Annotated in this window: 16 protein-coding genes; 8 read left to right on the top strand and 8 right to left on the bottom strand. The window is 70.8% G+C overall.

Features of this window, described 5'->3' with window-relative positions; translation table 11 throughout:
- Nucleotides 1–137: 137 nt before the first annotated feature.
- From ABZU91_RS06290 to rny, 5 genes are all read left to right on the top strand, one after another.
- Complete coding sequence (locus tag ABZU91_RS06290; protein ID WP_355234713.1) at nt 138–1,445, top strand: MFS transporter; 1,308 nt, start codon at nt 138–140, stop codon at nt 1,443–1,445.
- A gap of 4 nt (nt 1,446–1,449) precedes the next feature.
- Complete coding sequence (locus ABZU91_RS06285; RefSeq protein ID WP_355234710.1) at nt 1,450–1,650, top strand: DUF3046 domain-containing protein; 201 nt, start codon at nt 1,450–1,452, stop codon at nt 1,648–1,650.
- Between the two features lie 184 nt (nt 1,651–1,834).
- Nucleotides 1,835–2,881, top strand: coding sequence for a recombinase RecA (gene recA / locus ABZU91_RS06280; RefSeq protein WP_355234707.1), 1,047 nt, complete (start codon nt 1,835–1,837; stop codon nt 2,879–2,881).
- Nucleotides 2,882–2,895: 14 nt separating this feature from the next.
- Nucleotides 2,896–3,579: a regulatory protein RecX gene (locus ABZU91_RS06275; RefSeq protein ID WP_355234704.1), complete on the top strand. Its 684-nt coding sequence runs from the start codon at nt 2,896–2,898 to the stop codon at nt 3,577–3,579.
- Nucleotides 3,580–4,229: 650 nt separating this feature from the next.
- Nucleotides 4,230–5,996, top strand: coding sequence for a ribonuclease Y (gene rny / locus ABZU91_RS06270; RefSeq protein WP_355234701.1), 1,767 nt, complete (start codon nt 4,230–4,232; stop codon nt 5,994–5,996).
- A gap of 148 nt (nt 5,997–6,144) precedes the next feature.
- Here rny and ABZU91_RS06265 read toward each other — a convergent pair whose 3' ends face one another.
- From ABZU91_RS06265 to ABZU91_RS06250, 4 genes are all read right to left on the bottom strand, one after another.
- On the bottom strand, nt 6,145–7,047 hold the full coding sequence (locus tag ABZU91_RS06265; protein ID WP_355234698.1) for an amino acid ABC transporter permease: 903 nt from the start codon (nt 7,045–7,047) through the stop codon (nt 6,145–6,147).
- Entirely contained in the window at nt 7,047–7,721 is a 675-nt protein-coding gene (locus tag ABZU91_RS06260; protein ID WP_355234695.1) for an amino acid ABC transporter permease, read from the bottom strand. The genes ABZU91_RS06265 and ABZU91_RS06260 overlap by 1 nt, the downstream gene beginning before the upstream one ends.
- Before the next feature lie 84 nt (nt 7,722–7,805).
- Nucleotides 7,806–8,672 carry a glutamate ABC transporter substrate-binding protein gene (locus tag ABZU91_RS06255; RefSeq protein ID WP_355234693.1) on the bottom strand — a complete coding sequence of 289 codons (867 nt, stop codon included), beginning with the start codon at nt 8,670–8,672 and terminating at the stop codon, nt 7,806–7,808.
- A gap of 57 nt (nt 8,673–8,729) precedes the next feature.
- Nucleotides 8,730–9,485 carry an amino acid ABC transporter ATP-binding protein gene (locus tag ABZU91_RS06250; RefSeq protein WP_355234690.1) on the bottom strand — a complete coding sequence of 252 codons (756 nt, stop codon included), beginning with the start codon at nt 9,483–9,485 and terminating at the stop codon, nt 8,730–8,732.
- Between the two features lie 194 nt (nt 9,486–9,679).
- On the opposite strand from ABZU91_RS06250, the gene selD reads away from it, so the two are divergent.
- On the top strand, nt 9,680–10,669 hold the full coding sequence (gene selD, locus ABZU91_RS06245) for a selenide, water dikinase SelD (protein WP_355234687.1): 990 nt from the start codon (nt 9,680–9,682) through the stop codon (nt 10,667–10,669).
- Between the two features lie 228 nt (nt 10,670–10,897).
- Nucleotides 10,898–11,377 (top strand): hypothetical protein, encoded by a 480-nt coding sequence (locus tag ABZU91_RS06240; RefSeq protein WP_355234684.1) that lies wholly within the window; start codon nt 10,898–10,900, stop codon nt 11,375–11,377.
- A gap of 174 nt (nt 11,378–11,551) precedes the next feature.
- Here ABZU91_RS06240 and ABZU91_RS06235 read toward each other — a convergent pair whose 3' ends face one another.
- The gene (locus tag ABZU91_RS06235; protein ID WP_355234681.1) at nt 11,552–11,803 is read right to left on the bottom strand and encodes a DUF2277 family protein; all 252 of its coding nucleotides are present in this window, start codon (nt 11,801–11,803) and stop codon (nt 11,552–11,554) included.
- 54 nt (nt 11,804–11,857) lie between these two features.
- Between ABZU91_RS06235 and miaB the strand changes: the two genes are divergently transcribed.
- Entirely contained in the window at nt 11,858–13,357 is a 1,500-nt protein-coding gene (gene miaB / locus ABZU91_RS06230; RefSeq protein WP_355234678.1) for a tRNA (N6-isopentenyl adenosine(37)-C2)-methylthiotransferase MiaB, read from the top strand.
- Between the two features lie 46 nt (nt 13,358–13,403).
- On the opposite strand, the gene ABZU91_RS06225 is transcribed toward miaB, so the two are convergent.
- The 3 genes from ABZU91_RS06225 to ABZU91_RS06215 all read right to left on the bottom strand — a co-directional run bounded on the left by ABZU91_RS06225 (nt 13,404) and on the right by ABZU91_RS06215 (nt 18,429).
- Nucleotides 13,404–14,789: a cellulose binding domain-containing protein gene (locus ABZU91_RS06225; protein WP_355234675.1), complete on the bottom strand. Its 1,386-nt coding sequence runs from the start codon at nt 14,787–14,789 to the stop codon at nt 13,404–13,406.
- Between the two features lie 342 nt (nt 14,790–15,131).
- A complete protein-coding gene (locus tag ABZU91_RS06220) occupies nt 15,132–16,739 on the bottom strand; it encodes a cellulase family glycosylhydrolase (protein ID WP_355234672.1) in 1,608 nt (535 codons plus the stop codon).
- Nucleotides 16,740–17,220: 481 nt separating this feature from the next.
- On the bottom strand, nt 17,221–18,429 hold the full coding sequence (locus tag ABZU91_RS06215; protein WP_355234669.1) for a DUF349 domain-containing protein: 1,209 nt from the start codon (nt 18,427–18,429) through the stop codon (nt 17,221–17,223).
- Nucleotides 18,430–18,503: the final 74 nt, after the last annotated feature.

Here is an 18,503-nt window from a genome sequence, read left to right as displayed (position 1 = left end):
GAAGTTGCGCAGATCTTGCGGCGGGCGGGCGGGCGGGCGGGCGGGGCGGGGCGGGCGGGGCGGCGCCGCCCTGCGGGGCGTTGGCGGGCGGGAGGGGTGCGCGAGGATGGGGGCGTCCCCGTCCTCAAGGAGCGTCGATGGCCACCGAGCTGACCGTGCCGCGTACCGACGACCGACTCGACGTCGCGCCGATTCAGCGGCGCACCATGCGGCTGCTCTTCAGCACCCAGATCATCGGCGGCGTCGGCGTGACCATCGGCATCTCCGTCGGCGCGTTGCTCGCCGCGCGGATCGCCGGCACCGCGGTGGCCGGCGTCGCCCAGAGCGCCGGGGTGGTCGGTGCGGCGCTGCTCGCCGTCCCGGTCACCCGGATCATGGCCCGGCACGGCCGCCGGCCCGGCCTCGTGCTGGCGTACGCGGTGGGCGCCGTCGGCGGCGTCCTGGTGGTGCTGGCGGCGGCCACCCGCTCGGTGCCGCTGCTCTTCCTCGGCATGCTGCTCTTCGGTGGCGGTACCGCCGCCAACCTCCAGGCCCGCTACACGGCCGTGGACCTCGCCGAACCGGCTCGTCGAGGACGCCAGCTCTCGCTGATCGTCTGGGCCACCACCATCGGTGCGGTGGCCGCGCCGAACTTCGCCGCGCTGGCCGATCGGGTGACCACCGGCTGGGGGCTGCCGCCACTGGCCGGCCCCTTCGCGTTCAGCGCGGCGGCGTTCGTGCTGGCTGCCGTCGTACTCCTCGGTCTTCTCAGGCCCGACCCGCTGCTCACCGCGCGGCGACTCGCCGCGTCGCCACCCGCGGCCGCCGCGCCGGTCGGTGTGCGCGCGCCGCGCGGCGCCGGCATGCGGGTGGCCTGGTCGGTGGTACGCGGACAGCCCGCCGCCGGGCTCGGTATCGCCGCCGTGGCGGTGGGTCACCTGGTCATGGTGGCGGTGATGGCGATGACCCCGGTCCGGCTCGGCGAGTCGCACGCCGACGCCGACGTGCTGCGGCTGGTCGGGATCGTGTTGAGTCTGCACATCGCCGGCATGTACGCGTTCTCCCCGGTGGTCGGCTGGCTCACCGACCGGCTCGGCCGGCGGGCGGTGATCCTCGGCGGGGTCGGGTTGCTGCTGGCCGCCTGCGCGGTCGCCGGCACCGCCGGGCACCACACCCCTCGACTCTCGGTCGGTCTGGTCCTGCTCGGGCTGGGCTGGTCGGGGACGATGGTGGCCGGCTCGACGCTGCTCTCCGAGTCGGTGTCGGCCGATGTGCGGCCGAGCGTCCAGGGGTTCTCCGACATGATCATGGGGCTGGCGGGCGCGAGTGCCGCGGTGCTCAGCGGGTTTGTCATGCAGGTGGCCGGTTATCCCGTGCTCACCCTGCTCGCGGCGGTCGCGACCGTGCCCCTGGTGGCGCTAGCGTTGCGCCCGGTGCCGACCGGGGCACCGGGTGAGGAGGACTGATCACGTGCGGCTGACCGACTTCTGGACGCGGTTGGAGGAGGCGTTCGGGCCGGGCTACGCGGCCAGCATCGCCCGCGATCAGGTGCTGTCCCAGCTTGACGGCCGGACCATCGAGCAGGCGCTGGCGGCGGGGGAGCGGACGCACGTGGTGTGGCGGGCGGTCTGTGCCGCGTACCCCGACCGCGTACCCGCTCGACTACGCTGAGCAGCCTTTTCGTCGCTTCCGCGTGTCGCTTGTCGAGTCGTACACCTGTTCGGCTATTGTCCACAGCGGGGTGCTCGTCCACAGCTCGCGGCCCGTCGGCTGGTTTTCTGTCGGACCTAGCGCCTAGCGTGTCCGCGTGACGCGAAGCTCAGCAAAGACGCCGGCGAAGGCAGGGGTGGCAACCATGGCAGCAGGGCCTGACCGGGAGAAGGCACTCGACCTTGCTCTCGCTCAGATTGACAAGCAGTTCGGCAAGGGCTCGGTGATGCGGCTGGGAGAGCGTCCGGTCGTCCAGACCGCCGTGATCCCGACCGGCTCCATCGCGCTCGATGTGGCGCTCGGCGTGGGCGGCCTGCCGCGCGGCCGGGTGGTCGAGATCTACGGCCCTGAGTCCAGCGGTAAGACCACGGTGGCCCTGCACGCGGTGGCCAGCGCCCAGCGGGCCGGCGGCATCGCCGCCTTCATCGACGCCGAGCACGCGCTCGACCCGGAGTACGCGAAGGCCCTCGGCGTCGACACCGACGCGATGCTGGTCTCGCAGCCGGACACGGGCGAGCAGGCGCTGGAGATCGCCGACATGCTGATCCGCTCGGGCGCGATCGACATCATCGTGATCGACTCGGTGGCGGCCCTGGTGCCGCGCGCCGAGATCGAGGGCGAGATGGGCGACAGCCACGTGGGTCTCCAGGCCCGGCTGATGAGCCAGGCGCTGCGCAAGATCACCGGTGTGCTCAGCAACACCGGCACCACGGCGATCTTCATCAACCAGCTCCGGGAAAAGATCGGCGTGATGTTCGGCAGCCCGGAGACCACGACCGGTGGTCGGGCGCTGAAGTTCTACGCCTCGGTCCGGCTCGACGTGCGCCGCATCGAGAGCCTCAAGGACGGCACCGACGTGGTCGGTAACCGCACCCGGGTCAAGGTCGTCAAGAACAAGGTGGCCGCGCCGTTCAAGCAGGCCGAGTTCGACATCATGTACGGCAAGGGCATCTCGCGTGAGGGCTCGCTGATCGACGTCGGCGTGGAGCAGGCGATCATCCGCAAGTCCGGCGCGTGGTACACGTACGACGGTGACCAGCTCGGCCAGGGCAAGGAGAAGGCCCGGGAGTTCCTGAAGGAGAACCCGGACGTGGCCGCCGAGATCGAGAAGAAGATCCTGGAGAAGCTCGGCGTGGGGGTCGGCGCGGGCGACGCCGCCGGTGGCCCCGAGCTGCCGCCGGTCGACTTCTGACGGGTAGCTGACACATGGCAGGACGACGCGCCCGTACGGGGCGGGGCTGGGATGCCAGTCCGCCTCGTACGGGCGACGCCGCCGATCCGCCGCGCCCCCGCCGGGGTCGCCAGGCCGAACAGTCGGCTGACGAGCCGGCGGCCACGCCGCCGCGTGACGAGTCCGAGGTGGCCCGCGAGATCTGCCTGCGCCAGCTCGCCGTCCGACCACGTACCCGCGCCGAGCTGGCCGGGGCGCTGGCCAAGCGGGGCATCTCCGAGGAGGTGTCGGCCGAGGTGCTCGACCGGTACGACGAGGTCGGCATCATCGACGACGCCGCGTTCGCCCGTGCGTGGGTGTCGAGTCGGCACAACGGGCGCGGTCTGGCCCGCCGGGCGCTCGCCAACGAGCTGCGCCGCAAGGGCGTGGACGGCGAGGTGGCCACCGAGGCGCTGGGTGAGCTGGACGAGGAGACCGAGGCGCAGACCGCCCGAGCCCTCGTGGAGCGCAAGCTACGTACCGCCCGGGGTGAGCCGGACGCCGTCTTCCGCCGGCTGGTGGGCATGCTGGCCCGCAAGGGCTACCCGCCCGGCGTGGCCATCCGGGCGGTGAAGGACGCCCTCGCCGCCCAGAGCGCGGAGGCGGCGGAGTTCGCCGAGCAGATCGACGCCGACGCCTTGGCCGACGCCGAGGGCGAGTTGGAGCGCGACAACCGCTGACGCCGACCCGCACCGTGATCGTGGACTCTCGATCCCGACATGACGGGCGTTCCACTCATCTCGACAGCCGAGACGGCAAGGCCGGCGCGATCCTCTCCCTCGACACCCGGCGCGAGGTCGCAGGTGTCACACTCGCGGCTCGCCTGCGGGACCTGTGCGGTCGCTGAACAGGCATGACATCCCAATCGAGGGCGTCGGCTCGCCGTGTTTGTCCTGCCGTGTCCGACACGACATCAGCTTTGCGTGACGCTGCAACTTCTCTCCGTTCGGGGGGTTTGATCATGAGTCCTTGACCAGACCGCCCTCGGAGACCTAGCCTCGCCATACAGGCTCACATTGCCCGACCAGCGCAGGCTAAGCGCACAACATAGATCTCGTAACAGAACAGCATCACTTTGGCCGACTCCGCGGCCTTTGGCGGCAGTTCCGGACTGGCCGGTCCGGCGCTCCGCGACAACTGCACCCGGTCGCCGACGATGCCCGAGGGCACCGCCGGCGGAGAGAGCTACCCACGGCCAGCCGCTCCGGTCGGGCGTCCACAGCCGCAGGAGTGTGCCCTGGGCACAGTCGCTGCGGTCATGACGTTCAGGGGAGGCGGCCATGGCGGGGCGGCGGCACAGGTTCGCGGATGGACCTCGCGGGGTTCCGGCATGAACGCCCTCGACGTGGTGCTCCTCGCGGCCGTCCTGATCCTCGGCGTGGTCGTGGTCGCGGCGGTGCTGGTCGGCATCCGGGCGCTGCGCCGGATCGGCTCGGCGCCGGCCCCGGAGGATCCCGCCTTCATCGCCGAGAAGGACCGTCAGGAGCAGTCCCTGGCCGCCCTGCGCGACGCGGCCGACCAGGCGAACAGCACGATCGACGTGGCGAAGTCCGCCGCCTCCGCGGCCCGCGCCGAGGCGGCGGGGGCGAAGGCCGAGGCGAAGGCGGCCCGGGCCGAGGCGCGACGGGTGCTCGACGACGCCCGCGCCGAGGCCGACACCGTGCTGGAACGGGCGCACAAGCAGGCCGAGGCGGACGCGGAGCAGCTCCGTACGGCCGCGCGCCGCAGCGGCGAGCGGGAGGTCGCGGTACTCGCCGCCACGACCCGGGAACAGGCCGCCGAGGTGGAGCGCCGGGCAGCCCGGATGGACGAGCGGGAGCGGCTGCACACCGAGGAGGTGGAGCGGTTCGCCGAGCGGGAGCGGCAGCTCACGGCGGCCAGCGCCGCCCTCGCCACCCGGGAGTCCGCGCTCAGTCAGCGCGAGGCCGAGCTGGCCGAGGCCGAGGAGTTGCGCCGCCGGGAGTTGGAGCGGGTGGCCGGTCTCACCGCCGAGTCCGCCCGGCTGGAGCTGATCGAGGCGATCGAGACGTCCGCCAAGCGGGAGGCGGCGCTCCTGGTACGCGACATCGAGTCCGACGCGCGCAACACCGCCGAGCAGCGGGCCCGGCACATCGTGGTGGACGCGATCCAGCGGGTGGCCAGCGAGCAGACCGCCGAGAGCGTGGTCAGCGTCCTGCACCTGCCCGGCGACGAGATGAAGGGCCGCATCATCGGCCGGGAGGGCCGCAACATCCGGGCCTTCGAGTCGGTGACCGGGGTCAACCTGATCATCGACGACACACCCGAGGCGGTGTTGCTCTCCTGCTTCGACCCGGTGCGCCGCGAGGTCGGCCGGCTCACGCTCGAGAAGCTCGTGCTCGACGGGCGGATCCACCCGCACCGGATCGAGGAGGTCTACGACCTCGCCCGCCAGGAGGTGGAGGAACTCTGCCTGCGTGCCGCCGAGGACGCCCTGGTCGAGGTCGGCATCACCGAGATCCACCCGGAGCTGGTGACCCTGCTGGGCCGACTGCGCTACCGCACCTCGTACGGCCAGAACGTGCTCAAGCACCTGGTCGAGACCGCGCACATCGCCGGCATCATGGCCGCCGAGCTGCGGCTGGACGTGCCCACCATCAAGCGGTCGGCGTTCCTGCACGACATCGGCAAGGCGCTCACCCACGAGGTCGAGGGCAGCCACGCCATCATCGGCGCCGACCTGGCCCGCAAGTACGGCGAACACGAGGACGTGGTGCACGCCATCGAGGCGCACCACAACGAGGTGCCGCCGCAGACCATCGAGGCCGTCCTCACGCAGGCGTCCGACGCCTGCTCCGGCGGCCGGCCGGGCGCGCGGCGGGAGAGCCTCGAGGCGTACGTCAAGCGGCTGGAGCGGATCGAGGAGATCGCGGCCGGCAAGCTCGGCGTGGACAAGGTCTTCGCCATGCAGGCCGGCCGGGAGATCCGGGTGATGGTGAAGCCGGACGACGTGGACGACATCGGGGCGGCCGTGCTGGCCCGTGACGTGGCCAAGCAGATCGAGGAGGAGCTGACCTACCCGGGTCAGATCCGGGTCACCGTGGTCCGCGAGTCCCGGGTCACCGAGATCGCCCGCTGACCTCCGACAGCGCCGTCCACGATGGCGCCGCTTGATCAACACCAGTTCCGCGATATCGGGGTATCCCGCTGCCGGTGATACCCCGATATCCGGGACGTGACGTCGATCGCGCCGAACCGCCGGAGTCTGCCGGTCGGCCGGCTTCGCGTCAGCCCTGCGGTTCTCCCACGGTGACGCCGCCGGCCCCGTCGGTGCCGGTGGCCCGGTCGGCACCGGTGGCCACCCGGCGCTGCGCGCGGATCCCGCGTCGCTGGCTGCGCCGGTCGAGCCAGTTGGCCAGGGCGGTGAGCAGGGAGTTGATCACGATGTAGATCGCCGCTGCCACGATCGCCGCGGCGACGATGTTGCCCTTGTTAGCGGCGAGGTCGTTGACCCCGCGCTGGAGCAGTTCCGGGTAGGCGACGATGTAGCCGAGCGCGGTGTCCTTGAGCAGCACGACGAGTTGGCTGACGATGACCGGCAGCATCGCCCGGGCCGCCTGCGGGACGAGGATCAGCTGCATGACCTGGCTCTTGCGCATGCCGATCGCGTACCCGGCCTCGGACTGGCCAGCCGGCAGCGAGCGGATCCCGGCGCGGAACGCCTCCGCGAGGACCGAGCCGTTGTACAGGGTCAGCCCGATCACGACGGCCCAGAAGGCGGTGACCGGCGCCTGGATCAGGAAGGGCACGCCGTAGAAGACGAAGAAAATCATGATGAGGAGCGGCACGGCACGGAAGAACTCGACCACGGCGCCGGCGGGGATGCTGATCCAGCGTCGCTCGGAGAGCCGGCCGACCGCGAAGACGATGCCGAACGTCAGCGAGAGCACCATGCCGACCGCAGCGGCCCACAGCGTGGCGCGCAGGCCGGGCCAGATGAACTGGGTCCAGGTCGCCGCCTCGGTGAAGGGCTTCCAGAGCGCGCCCTCCCACTGGCCCGCCTCGTCGAACTTCGCGTAGACCCACCACGCCAGTCCGGCCAGGGCGACTCCGAAGACGACGGTCAGCACCGCGTTGCGGATCTTTGCCCGGGGCCCCGGGTGGTCGTAGAGGACGGAGTCGGTGCTCATCAGCGCTTCACCGCCAGTCGGTTGGCCAGCCAGCCGAAGACGTAGCCGGTGGGGATCAGGAACGCGGCGAAGGTGCCGGCGAAGACCAGGAAGATCGGGATGACCGCGTCGCCGTTGCTGTTGATCAGGTCCTTCATCACGGTCGAGGACTCCATCAACCCGATCGTCCCGACGATCGTGGCGTTCTTGCAGAGCGCGATGAGGATGCTGCCCAGCGGTGCGATCACGGAACGCGTGGCCTGGGGCAGCACCACGATCCGCAGCGTCTGGGCGAAGGTGAGGCCGATCGCCCGGGCCGCCTCGGCCTGCCCGGTGGGCACGGTGTTGATGCCCGATCGCAGCGCCTCGCAGACGAAGGAGGCCGTGTACACCGACAGCCCGACGACGCCGAGCCAGTAGTTGTTGCGGTTCAGGTCGTCGGAGAGGCTCAACCCGAGTGTGGAGTACAACCCGAAGAAGCAGAAGAAGATGACCAGCGTGAGCGGCGTGTTGCGGAAGATGTTGACCCAGGCCGTGCCGAACCCGCGCAGTACCGGCACGGGCGAGACCCGCATGGCGGCGAGTAGCACGCCGAGGACCAGCGCGAACACCGCCGACGCGCCGGTCAGCTTGAGGATCCAGAGAAATCCCGACAGGTAGGCGTCGAAGTTAGTCGGATCAGCGAATACGTGCACGCGTCGGCTCCCAGAGGCAGGTCGTCGGCGTCGTCACGGGTCGGGGGCCGACACCCGGTCGCGGGTATCGGCCCCCGAAACCGATCAGACGCTGCCGCAGTTGGTCAGCTTGGTGGTGTCCAGCTCGGGCGCGGCCTTGCCGCTCTTGCCCAGGGTGGCGTCCCAGGCGGCCTTGTAGGTGCCGTCCGAGGCGGCGGTCTTCAGGATCTCGTTGACCTTCTCGCAGCCGTCCTTGTCGTCCTTCTTCAGGCCGATGCCGTAGGGCTCGCTGGAGAAGGTCTTGCCGACGACCTTGAACTTGCCGGCGTACTGGGACTGCGCGGCATAGCCGGCGAGGATGATGTCATCGGTGGTGATGGCGTCGACCTGGCCGTTCTCCAACAGCGGCAGACACTTCGAGTACGAGTCGAACAGCTGCAGCTTGGCCTTCGGGTAATCGCTCTGGATCCGCTTGGCGGGGGTGGACGCCGAGACCGAGCAGACCTTCTTGCCGTCGAGACCCTCCGGACCGGCGACAGTCGAGTCGGCCTTGACCAGCAGGTCCTGACCGGCGATGAAGTACGGGCCGGCGAAGTTGACCTTCTGCTTGCGCTCGTCGTTGATGGTGTAGGTCGCCACCACCAGGTCGACGGTGCCCTGCTGGATGAACGGCTCCCGGTTGGAGGAGACCGTCGTCTTCCATTCGATGTTGTTGGCGTCGACGCCGAGGCCCTTGGCCACGATCTTGCCGATCTCGATGTCGAAGCCCTCGTACTGGCTGCCGGTCTGCAGACCCAGGCCCGGCTGGTCGGCCTTGACGCCGATCACGAGCTTCTTCTGCTTCTCCGCCTTGCCGACGATGCCCTTGGCGCCCGAGCTGCCGGTGCTGCCACCTTCGTCTCCGCCACAGGCGGTCATGGTGACGGCCAGAGCCGCGACCGCGGCGACTGCCGCAACGCGCGTCATACGCATACTCTTCTCCTTCTTCGACGGAGCCCACCGAGGTGCGGCGCGCTCCACTACGGACGCCTAGTGCGTGAGGATCTTGGAGAGGAAGTCCTTGGCCCGCTCGCTGCGCGGGTTCTCGAAGAACTCCGCCGGGGAGGCGTCCTCGACGAGCCTGCCGTCGGCCATGAAGATGACCCGGTTGGCGGCGTGCCGGGCGAAGCCCATCTCGTGGGTGACCACGACCATGGTCATGCCGTCGCGGGCCAGCGAGGTCATCACGTCGAGCACCTCGCCGACCATCTCCGGGTCCAGGGCGCTGGTGGGCTCGTCGAACAGCATCGCCTTGGGCTGCATGGCCAGGGCGCGGGCGATCGCCACCCGCTGCTGCTGGCCGCCGGAGAGCTGGGCCGGGAACTTGTCCGCCTGGTTGGCGATGCCGACCCGGTCGAGCAGGGCCAGTCCGCGTTCGCGGGCCGCGGCGGGCTTCTCCTTGCGGACCTTGATTGGCCCGAGGGTGACGTTCTCCAGGATGGTCTTGTGAGCGAAGAGGTTGAAGGACTGGAAGACCATGCCCACCTCGCTGCGCAGCCGGGCGAGGGGCTTGCCCTCGGCCGGGAGCGGCTGACCGTCGAAGGTGATGGTGCCCGAGTTGATCGGTTCCAGTCGGTTGATGGCACGGCACAGCGTCGACTTGCCGGAGCCGGACGGGCCGATCACCACGACCACCTCGCCCCGATCTACCGACAGCGAGACGTCGTCCAGTACGTGCAGCGGCCCGAACCACTTGTTGACCGCGTCCAGCACGATGAGCGGTTGGCCCGTCGTCACGTCCTCCACCGTCCCTGTCGTCTCCCCGGATCGGGTCGGTCGACCCCCGGTTGGGCAACTGTAGGCGGCGTGATGTGGCGGAACGCAACCCAGTTGGTCACGGAGCGGTAACACCGGTCACGATCGTTGTCGGGGGTCCGATTTCGGTCACCGGGTGGACCGCGACGGTGGCGGCGGCACCGGGTTGCCGAGATCATGGGGGGATGACGGAACCCGTACGGCTGACCCGTTACGCGCGCGGCGGTGGCTGCGCCTGCAAGATTCCGCCCGGCGAGCTGGAGGTCATGGTGGCCGGTCTCGGCCCGGCCAGCGGCACCGCGGAACTGCTGGTCGGCCTGGACCACGGCGACGACGCCGCGGTGGTCCGCCTGGACGAGCGCACGGGCCTGGTCAGCACCGCGGACTTCTTCACCCCGGTCGTCGACGACGCCTACGACTGGGGGCGCATCGCCGCGGCCAACGCGTTGTCCGACGTGTACGCGATGGGCGGCACCCCGCTGGTGGCGCTCAACCTGCTCTGCTGGCCACGGGACGTGTTGCCGCTGGAGTTGGCGCGGGAGGTGCTGCGCGGCGGCCAGGACGTGGCCCGGGAGGCGGGTTGTCACCTGGCCGGTGGGCACAGCGTGGACGACGACGGTCCGAAGTACGGTCTCGCGGTCACCGGCACCGTACGGCCCGAGGAACTGATCACTCTGGACGCCGGTCGGGCCGGGATTCCGCTGTCGCTGACCAAGCCGCTCGGCGTGGGCGTGCTCAACACCCGACACAAGGCCACCGGTGAGAGCTTCCCGGAGGCGGTCGCCACGATGAGCGCGCTGAACGCCGGCGCCGCACGGGCAGCGGTCGCCGCCGGCATCCGGTGCGGCACCGACGTGACCGGGTTCGGTCTGCTCGGGCACGCCTCGAAGCTGGCCCGCGCCAGCCGGCTGACGGTGGCCATCGACACGGCCCGGGTGCCGTACCTGGCGGGCGCGCGGGAGGCGCTGCGCGACGGGTACGTCAGCGGCGGCAGCCGACGCAACCTGGAGTGGGTCACCCCGTGGACGGACTTCGGTGCGGCCGACGAGGACGAGCGCCTGCTGCTGGCCGACGCGCAGACGTCCGGCGGTCTGCTGGTCGCCGGTGAGCTGCCGGGCGCACCCGTGGTGGGTGAACTGTTGCCGCGCGGGGAGCACCTGGTCGTCCTGCGCTGACGGACGCGGCCGGTTGTCGCGGGGACACGCCCTCCGGGTGGTTCGGCTGGCGCACGATACCCGATAAACTGTCACCTTCCCGCTACTCCGAGCAATGCCGCTCAGGGAAATTTTGCCCGGAATGGTCACAGACCGGTAACTTGCCCCCGGCTGGGGTCAAATGCCCCCCACCATCGTCAGTAAGGCCCGATTCGGAGGCCGGTGGGACGAACGCAGCGAGGAGGCGGAATGACCGAGCTGTGGAACTGGAGAATCGACCGGGTACGACCCGTTGAGGTCTACCCGGCGCTGGCCGAGGCGCTCGGTCGGGTGGTGATGCCGCTGGCAGCGGCGGACCCGGCGCGACTGCCGGCGTACGCGGTGGTGTGTGACGTCTGGCAGGCGCCGGGCGAGTTTCCGACGGTGATCGACTGCTACGGGGTGCCCGAACGGCTCTCCGAGCACGCCAGCATCGCCGCGTTGGCCCGGCTGCTGGGCCGCGACTGCCTGTTGCGGGACGACACGCTCGACGCCACCCGGCATCTGCTCGTCGCACCGGACGGCACGGTCCGCCCGGTGCACTTCGACGTCCGGGACACCGACGACGGCGAGGTGCTCAGCAAGCAGCGGCTCTGCTCGCTGGGTGACCCGGGCTGCCGGGGCTGGTCGCAGTGTCACCGCTCCCGCTGGGCGCCCGACACCGTCGCACCGGTCCTCGCCGCGGCCTGACCCGCCACCGACGGGCCGGCCGCGCACGCCGAGCCGGCCGGGTCGCTCAAGCCCGACCGGCCGGGTCGCTCAAGCCCGACGGGCCGGCCGGTCCTGCCGAGCCGGCCGGGGTCGCTCGAGCCGAGCCGGCTGGATGGTGGCGAGCCATCCGGCCGGGCCGGGTGCGTCGGGACGTCAGGCGTGTCCGGTGGCGGCGGTGGCCGGTCGATCGGCAGTGCCCGATCCCCGCACGACCAGGTGGTCGAGCAGGGTGCGGGTGGCTTCGGTCACCGCGGCCACCGCGGCCTCGAACGCGGCGGCGTTGTGCGCGGCGGGCGCCCGGAAGCCCGAGATCTTCCGGACGTACTGCAACGCCGCCGCCTCGATGTCCGCGTCGGTCACCTGCGGGGTGAACGGCTCCCGCAGCGTCTTGATGCTTCGGCACATGTCGGGTGCTCCTCGTTCGGGTGATCCGGTCGACCCGGATACGCTGTCCTGGTCATGACTACCGCAGCGGCGGGCAGCCCGCGCACCTACCAGGTGCGCACCTACGGCTGCCAGATGAACGTGCACGACTCCGAGCGCATCTCCGGCCTGCTCGAACAGGCCGGCTACGTGCGTGCGCCCCAGGCCGACGACACCCCGGACATCGTCGTCTTCAACACCTGTGCGGTGCGGGAGAACGCCGACAACCGCCTCTACGGCAACCTCGGTCATCTGCGCCCCGTGAAGGACAAGCACCCGGGCATGCAGATCGCCGTCGGTGGTTGCCTGGCGCAGAAGGACCGCGGCGAGATCGTCCGCAAGGCGCCCTGGGTGGACGTCGTCTTCGGCACGCACAACATCGGCGCGCTGCCGGTGCTGCTGGAGCGGGCCCGGCACAACGCCGCCGCCGAGGTGGAGATCCTGGAGTCGCTGGACGTCTTCCCGTCCACGCTGCCGACCCGCCGCGAGTCCACGTACGCCGGCTGGGTCTCGATCTCGGTGGGCTGCAACAACACCTGCACGTTCTGCATCGTGCCCTCCCTGCGCGGCAAGGAGAAGGACCGCCGCCCGGGGGACATCCTCTCCGAGGTGCGCGCCCTGGTCGACGAGGGTGTGCTGGAGGTGACCCTGCTCGGGCAGAACGTCAACTCCTACGGTGTCGAGTTCGGTGACCGGTACGCGTTCGGCAAGCTGCTGCGCGCCACAGGTGAGATCGACGGCCTGGAGCGGGTCCGGTTCACCAGCCCGCACCCGAAGGACTTCACCGACGACGTGATCGCCGCGATGGCCGAGACCCCGAACGTGTGCCACTCGCTGCACATGCCGTTGCAGTCCGGCTCCGACGACGTGCTCAAGGCGATGCGCCGGTCGTACCGCTCCGAGCGGTACCTGGGGATCATCGAGAAGGTCCGGGCGGCGATGCCGGACGCGGCGATCACCACCGACATCATCGTGGGCTTCCCCGGCGAGACCGAGGCCGACTTCCAGCGCACGCTGGACGTGGTGCGCGAGGCCCGCTTCTCGTCGGCCTTCACCTTCCAGTACTCGAAGCGCCCCGGCACCCCCGCCGCGACGATGGACGGCCAGCTGCCCAAGCAGGTCGTGCAGGAGCGCTACGAGCGGCTGATCTCCTGCGTCGAGGAGATCAGCTGGGCGGAGAACAAGCGCCTCGCGGGGGAGACCGTCGAGGTGCTGGTCGCGGTCGGCGAGGGCCGCAAGGACGAGCGGACCGGGCGGCTGTCCGGCCGGGCCCGCGACGGCCGGCTCGTGCACTTCGACGCGGGCAGCTTCGCCGGGTCGATCCGGCCCGGCGACATCGTGCACACCGAGATCACGTACGCCGCGCCGCACCACCTCAACGCCGACGGCGCGCCCCTGTCGCACCGCCGGACCCGGGCCGGTGACGCCGCCGAGGCCGGCCGCTCCCCGCGTACCCCCGGGGTGTTGCTTCCACTGCCCACGGTCGGTGCCCCGGCGGTCGCGCCCGCGCCCACCGGCGGCTGCGCCGCGCACTGACGCAGGTCGGGGCCCGCCGGCACGGCGGACCCCGACCGACCCACGGTCAGACCGTGATGCGACCGGCGCCGGCGCCGCCCGTCACGATGGACTTGACGTTGCTCGCGGTGTCCAGTTGGTACGAGTACGGGATGCTGGCGACGCTGCCGCCGGTCTGCCCGGCGGGCGAGTTGACGAAGTGGTTGTTGCGGGCCACCAGCCGGCCCGGCCCGGAGTCGGCCTCGCCGAGGTGGTACGTGTCGGGGACGTTCTCGAAGTAGTTGCCCTCGACGAGCACGCCCGCGTTCTCCGTGGAGGCCACGCCGTAGCCGGTGTTGGCCCGGTAGTAGTTGTTGTAGACGTGCACCGGGTTGCCGAAGCGCACCCGAGGGTTGCGCTGCTTGCTGCCGTCGAACCAGTTGTGGTGGTACGTCACCCGCAGGTGCCCGGTGTCCTGCGCGCCGTTGTCGTCGCTGTGGCCGAGCAGCATGGTCTTGTCGTGGTTGAAGACCCGGTTCCACGACACGGTGACGAAGTCCGAGCCGCGCTTGATGTCGACCGCGCCGTCGTACCCGTTGCTGAAGGTGTTGTGGTCGATCCAGATGTTGGTCGCCGACTCCTGCACGTTGATCGCGTCGTCGTTCCAGTCCCGGAAGGTCAGGTTCCGGATGATGACGTTGCGGTCACCGCTGACGTTGAGTCCGCAGCCGACGATCGTCGCGCCGGAGTTGCCGAGGATGGTCTTGTTGGACCGGACCCGCAGCATGCCCGAGCAGGAGATGGTGCCGGACACCCGGATCACCGCCGAACCGGTCGCGTTCAGCGCGCTGGTCAGCGCCGAGGCGTTCGTGACGGTGGTCGCCGGCGCACCTCCACCGCCGGTGGTGCCGCCGTTCTGGGTTGCCCACCCGACCAGGCCGCTCGGCGGCGGAACGCTCGGCGGCGGATCGCTGGGGATGGGCGGCGTGGTGGGCGTGCCCGGGTTGGTCGGTGGGGCGGTGGTCGGTGTGGTGGTGGTCGGTGTGGTGGTTCCGCCCGTGCACGCCACGTTGTTCAGGGTGAAGCTGGTCGGCACCGGGTTGCTGGAGTTGTTCCAACTCGCGTTGAAGCCGAACGAGGCGCTGCCGTTGGTGGCCAGGTTGCCGTTGTAGTCGACGTTGGCGGCGGAGACCTGGCTGCCGCTCTGTGTGACGGTGGCCCCCCACGCCTGGCTGACCTGCTGGCCGGCCCCGTACGACCAGCCCAGCGTCCACCCGGATACCGGGTCGCCGAGGTTGGTGACCGTGACGTTGCCGGTGAACCCGCCCGGCCACTGGCTGGCGACCGAGTAGGCGACCTGGCAGCCGGCTGCCGCCTGGGCCGAGACGGCCGTCAGGAAACCGCCGGTGACCAGTGCGGCGGTGGCGGCGGCGGTGGTGGCGAGCAGCGTCATCCGACGCTGTGTTGTGCGCATGCTGCTTCCTTTCGATGAGGCGGACGGACCGTCGCGACGCCCATGCCCGTGGGCGGCTAGGTGATCCGGGATCAGGTCCCGGGTCCGCCGGTGCGTTTCGGTGCGAAGAAGCGGCTCCCGCGTTCGCGCCGGCCACAGCGAAGGCAAGCGCTTTCCCGATGGAAGCATAGAAGAACCTTGATGTAAATGCTCCGTGCGGCCCTGGTCCGCCGCCCTACGGAGGGCTCGGAGTGCGCCTGCCCTGGCCTGGCCCGGCGTGCGCCCGGCTCTCGGCCCGGCCCGTCGTGCGCCCGGGCCGGGGTGGCCGACGCCCTCGGCGTGGGCGCCGGCCACCCCGGTGGCTCAACAGCTGGCGCCGTTGAGCTTCACGGTCGCCGGGGCGCTGGCCGTACCGTTGGCGGTGAAGCCCACGGTGACCGATGCCCCCGCCGCCAGGGACGGCGCGTGGCTGGGCGCGGCGGCCGTGACCGTCGTACCGGACTGGGTGACGGTGGCGTTCCAGCCACTGCCCAGCGTCACTCCGGACGGCCAGCTCCAGGTGGCGGTCCACGGGTTCACCGCGGCCGTACCGGTGTTCTTGACCGTCAACTCACCCTGGAAGCCGCCCTGCCAGGCGTTGACCTGCCGGTAGGTGGCCGTGCAGGCGCCCGGGGGCGCGCTCGTCGGCCCGCCGGTGGGGCCACCCGTGGGGCCGCCGGTCGGCCCTCCGGTGGGACCGCCGCCGCTCGGCGCGATCAGGTACGGCTGCAGGATCGCCTGCTTGGTGGTGTTGATGTTGGTCCAGTCGTCGAGCGCGATGCCGCCGGTGTCACCCGAGTTCGGGTTCCACGACCAGTAGGTGAACGACATCCCGGTCACCCCGGTGCCCGTGTACGCCATCAACTTCTCCAGCCACACCCTGTCCTTCGGGTCGGCCAGGGTGCTGCCGAACTCGCCCATCATGATCGGGGCGATGTTCTGCTTGTAGAGGTAACCGAAGTACTTGTCCCAGATGGCCGGCATGTTCGCCGGGTAGTCCGGCGCGTCGAACCAGGTCTGCCGGTACACCGACGTGGCGTACTCGTGCGGCGAGTAGACCAGCCGGTTCGCCACGTTCAGGCGTACCGGGAACTGACCCGCCTTCGACAGGTTGCCGCCCCACCAACCGCAGTCCTCGTCGTTGCTGGTGTCGCCGTCCCAGACGTTGGAGAGGCCACCGCTCGGGCAGCTCACCCCCTCCACGAAGATCAACCAGTTGGGCTGCACACCGAGGATGGCGTTGCCGGCCCGCTCGGCGGCGAGCCGCCAGTCCCGCGCGGTGTCACCGCAGCCCCAGCACGCGCCGGTGGCCGCCGGGTTGGTGCCCTCGGCGTGCGGCTCGTTGTGCAGGTCCGCGCCGATCACCGTCGGATTGCCCGCGTACCGCTGGGCGAGCATCTTCCAATCGTTGATCCAGGTCGCCTCGGAAACCGTCGACGTGTACCACAGCGGCGACTGCCCGGCCGACGTCGGCCGGTGCCGGTCCAGGATGATCCGCATCCCCTTGCTGCCGGCGTAGTCGATCACCTTGTCCAGGATCTGCAACGGCGACAGCCCGATCAGGTCCGGGTTGACGAAGTCGTTGATCCCGGTGGCCGTCGCGCCCGGCTTCAGCGCGTCGTTCGAGTACGGCACCCGCAACGTGTTGTAGCCCAACCGGGCCATCGTGTCGAGCTGCCCCCGCCACGGATTGCTCGACCACAGACCGTGGAAGGTCTTGTTGTCGGTCTCCATGCCGAACCAGTTGATGCCGGTCAACCGGACCGTCGCGCCGGTGCTGTCCACGATCTGGCTACCGTTCGTGTGCAGATAGCCGGTGCCGGTACCCGCGGCGGAAGCCGGGGTGGTGCTGACGGCGGCGGCGAGGAACACACCTGCCGCTGCGGTGGCGAGCGCGGTCAGCGCGCCGCCAAGAGCTTTACCACGGAACATTCGAGCTCCACTTCGGAGGCACGACGCCGTCGAGCGACGACGCCGGCGGGCGGCCGTCCGCACGTCACGGTCCCCTCGGGGTACGCGGACAGTGCGCGACGGCCCATGTCACGCGGACGGGAAACTCGCGGCAGCTCACCGGCCGATCCTCGACAGCGATGCTCGCCGTCGTCGCCCTCGGCCCGGTGGCCCTACCTGACTCCGTCGCTCATTCTCATCAGCCCACCTCAATGCGTCAACTGCCCGCCGCCCCCGTTGGCTCCCGCGCGCCACCCTGCGGTCCTCTCGCCGCCTGCGGGGCGGCAAGATCCGCACAACATCAGGGATGTTGCTGGCTCCGGCGCGCCTGAAGCAGCAACTTCCCCGAAGTTGCGCGGATCTTGCCGCGGCGCGGCGCGGCGCGGCGCGGCGCGGGGACTCCCGGACACGCGAGAGCCCCCGGTCCCTCTCGGGGGCCGGGGGCTCCTGCGACTGCGTCAGGTCAGCCGGCCTGCTCGGCGAGCTGGAGGAACTGCCGCTTGGAGGCGAGGGCCTGCTCGGCCTCCTTGATCCGGCGGGCGTCCCCGGCGCTCTGCGCCCGGGTCAGTCGCTCCTCGGCCTCCGCCACCTGGGCCCGCATCTGGGCGAGCAGCGGGTTGTCCTCCTTGGTGGTACGACGCCACGCCGAGTCCATCACCTCGCGGACCTTGTCGTCGATGACGCGCAGCCGGCGCTCCAGCCCGGCGGCGGCCTCGCGGGGCACCCGGCCGGCCTCGTGCCACTGGGCCTGGATGTCCCGCAGCTTGGCCTGGGCACCCTTCGGGTCGGCGTCGATGTCCAGGGCCTCGGCCTCGGCCAACAGGGCCTGCTTACGCTCCAGGTTGCCGCGCTGCTCGTTGTCCCGGGCGGAGAAGACCTCGCTGCGCCGGCTGAAGAAGGCGTCCTGCGCGGCCCGGAACCGTTCCCAGAGCTTCTGCTCGGCCTCCTTGGAGGCGCGGGGTGCGGCCTTCCACTGCGTCATCAACTCCTTGAGCTGGTTGGCCGTGGCCGCCCACTCGGTGGAGTCCTTGATCTTCTCGGCCTCGGCGACCAGCTCTTCCTTGACCGTCTGCGCCTGCTTGCGCTGCGAGTCCAGGGACGCGAAGTGGGCGCCTCGACGCCGGGTGAAGCCGTCCCGCGCGGCGGCGAACCGCTTCCACAGCTCACCGTCGGCCTTCTTGTCGACCCCGCGAATGGTCTTCCACTCGTCGAGGATCTCCTTGAGCCGGTCGCCGGCGGTCTTCCAGCCGGTGGACTCCGCGGCGAGCTTCTCGGCCTCCTCGACCAGGGCGGTCTTTCGGGCCAGGGCCTCACCCCGGGCGACGTCCCGGGCGGCACGCGCCTCGGTCGCCTTCTCCTCGGCGAGGGTCGCCAGCTTGTCCAGTCGGGCGGCCAGGGCGTCGATGTCGCCGACGACGTGGGCCTCCGGCAGCGTGGCGCGGATCCGCCGGATCGTGCTCAACGAGTGCCCGGCGTCCGCCGCGCCCGAGTTGAGCCGCGCTTCGGTCAGGTCCACCTCGGTGACCAGGTCGGCGAAGCGGCGCGCGAAGTGCGCGAGGCCCTCCTCCGGCGCTCCTGCCTGCCAAGATCCGACCACCCGCTCGCCTTCGGCGGTCTTGACGTAAACGGTGCCGTCCGCGTCCACCCGTCCGAAGGCAGTCCAGTCGCTCATGTGCCCATCCTCGTTCTCCCGGCGTCGAGGGAGCAGTCCCCCGTCGCCGCCACGGCGCAGCCAAGTTACTTCCG

It is taken from the genome of Micromonospora sp. NPDC005174 (genome assembly GCF_040608495.1).
Taxonomy (GTDB): domain Bacteria; phylum Actinomycetota; class Actinomycetes; order Mycobacteriales; family Micromonosporaceae; genus Micromonospora.
This window is presented reverse-complemented; position numbering and strand designations above follow the sequence as displayed.

Coding starts and splice junctions, on each gene's coding strand:
- ABZU91_RS06290 (WP_355234713.1), top strand. CDS start 138: ATGGCCACCGAGCTGACCGTGCCGCGTACCGACGACCGACTCGACGTC.
- selD (WP_355234687.1), top strand. CDS start 9,680: ATGACGGAACCCGTACGGCTGACCCGTTACGCGCGCGGCGGTGGCTGC.
- ABZU91_RS06235 (WP_355234681.1), bottom strand. CDS start 11,803: ATGTGCCGAAGCATCAAGACGCTGCGGGAGCCGTTCACCCCGCAGGTG.
- ABZU91_RS06265 (WP_355234698.1), bottom strand. CDS start 7,047: ATGAGCACCGACTCCGTCCTCTACGACCACCCGGGGCCCCGGGCAAAG.
- ABZU91_RS06255 (WP_355234693.1), bottom strand. CDS start 8,672: ATGCGTATGACGCGCGTTGCGGCAGTCGCCGCGGTCGCGGCTCTGGCC.
- ABZU91_RS06220 (WP_355234672.1), bottom strand. CDS start 16,739: ATGTTCCGTGGTAAAGCTCTTGGCGGCGCGCTGACCGCGCTCGCCACC.
- miaB (WP_355234678.1), top strand. CDS start 11,858: ATGACTACCGCAGCGGCGGGCAGCCCGCGCACCTACCAGGTGCGCACC.
- ABZU91_RS06240 (WP_355234684.1), top strand. CDS start 10,898: ATGACCGAGCTGTGGAACTGGAGAATCGACCGGGTACGACCCGTTGAG.
- ABZU91_RS06215 (WP_355234669.1), bottom strand. CDS start 18,429: ATGAGCGACTGGACTGCCTTCGGACGGGTGGACGCGGACGGCACCGTT.
- rny (WP_355234701.1), top strand. CDS start 4,230: ATGAACGCCCTCGACGTGGTGCTCCTCGCGGCCGTCCTGATCCTCGGC.
- ABZU91_RS06275 (WP_355234704.1), top strand. CDS start 2,896: ATGGCAGGACGACGCGCCCGTACGGGGCGGGGCTGGGATGCCAGTCCG.
- ABZU91_RS06225 (WP_355234675.1), bottom strand. CDS start 14,789: ATGCGCACAACACAGCGTCGGATGACGCTGCTCGCCACCACCGCCGCC.
- recA (WP_355234707.1), top strand. CDS start 1,835: ATGGCAGCAGGGCCTGACCGGGAGAAGGCACTCGACCTTGCTCTCGCT.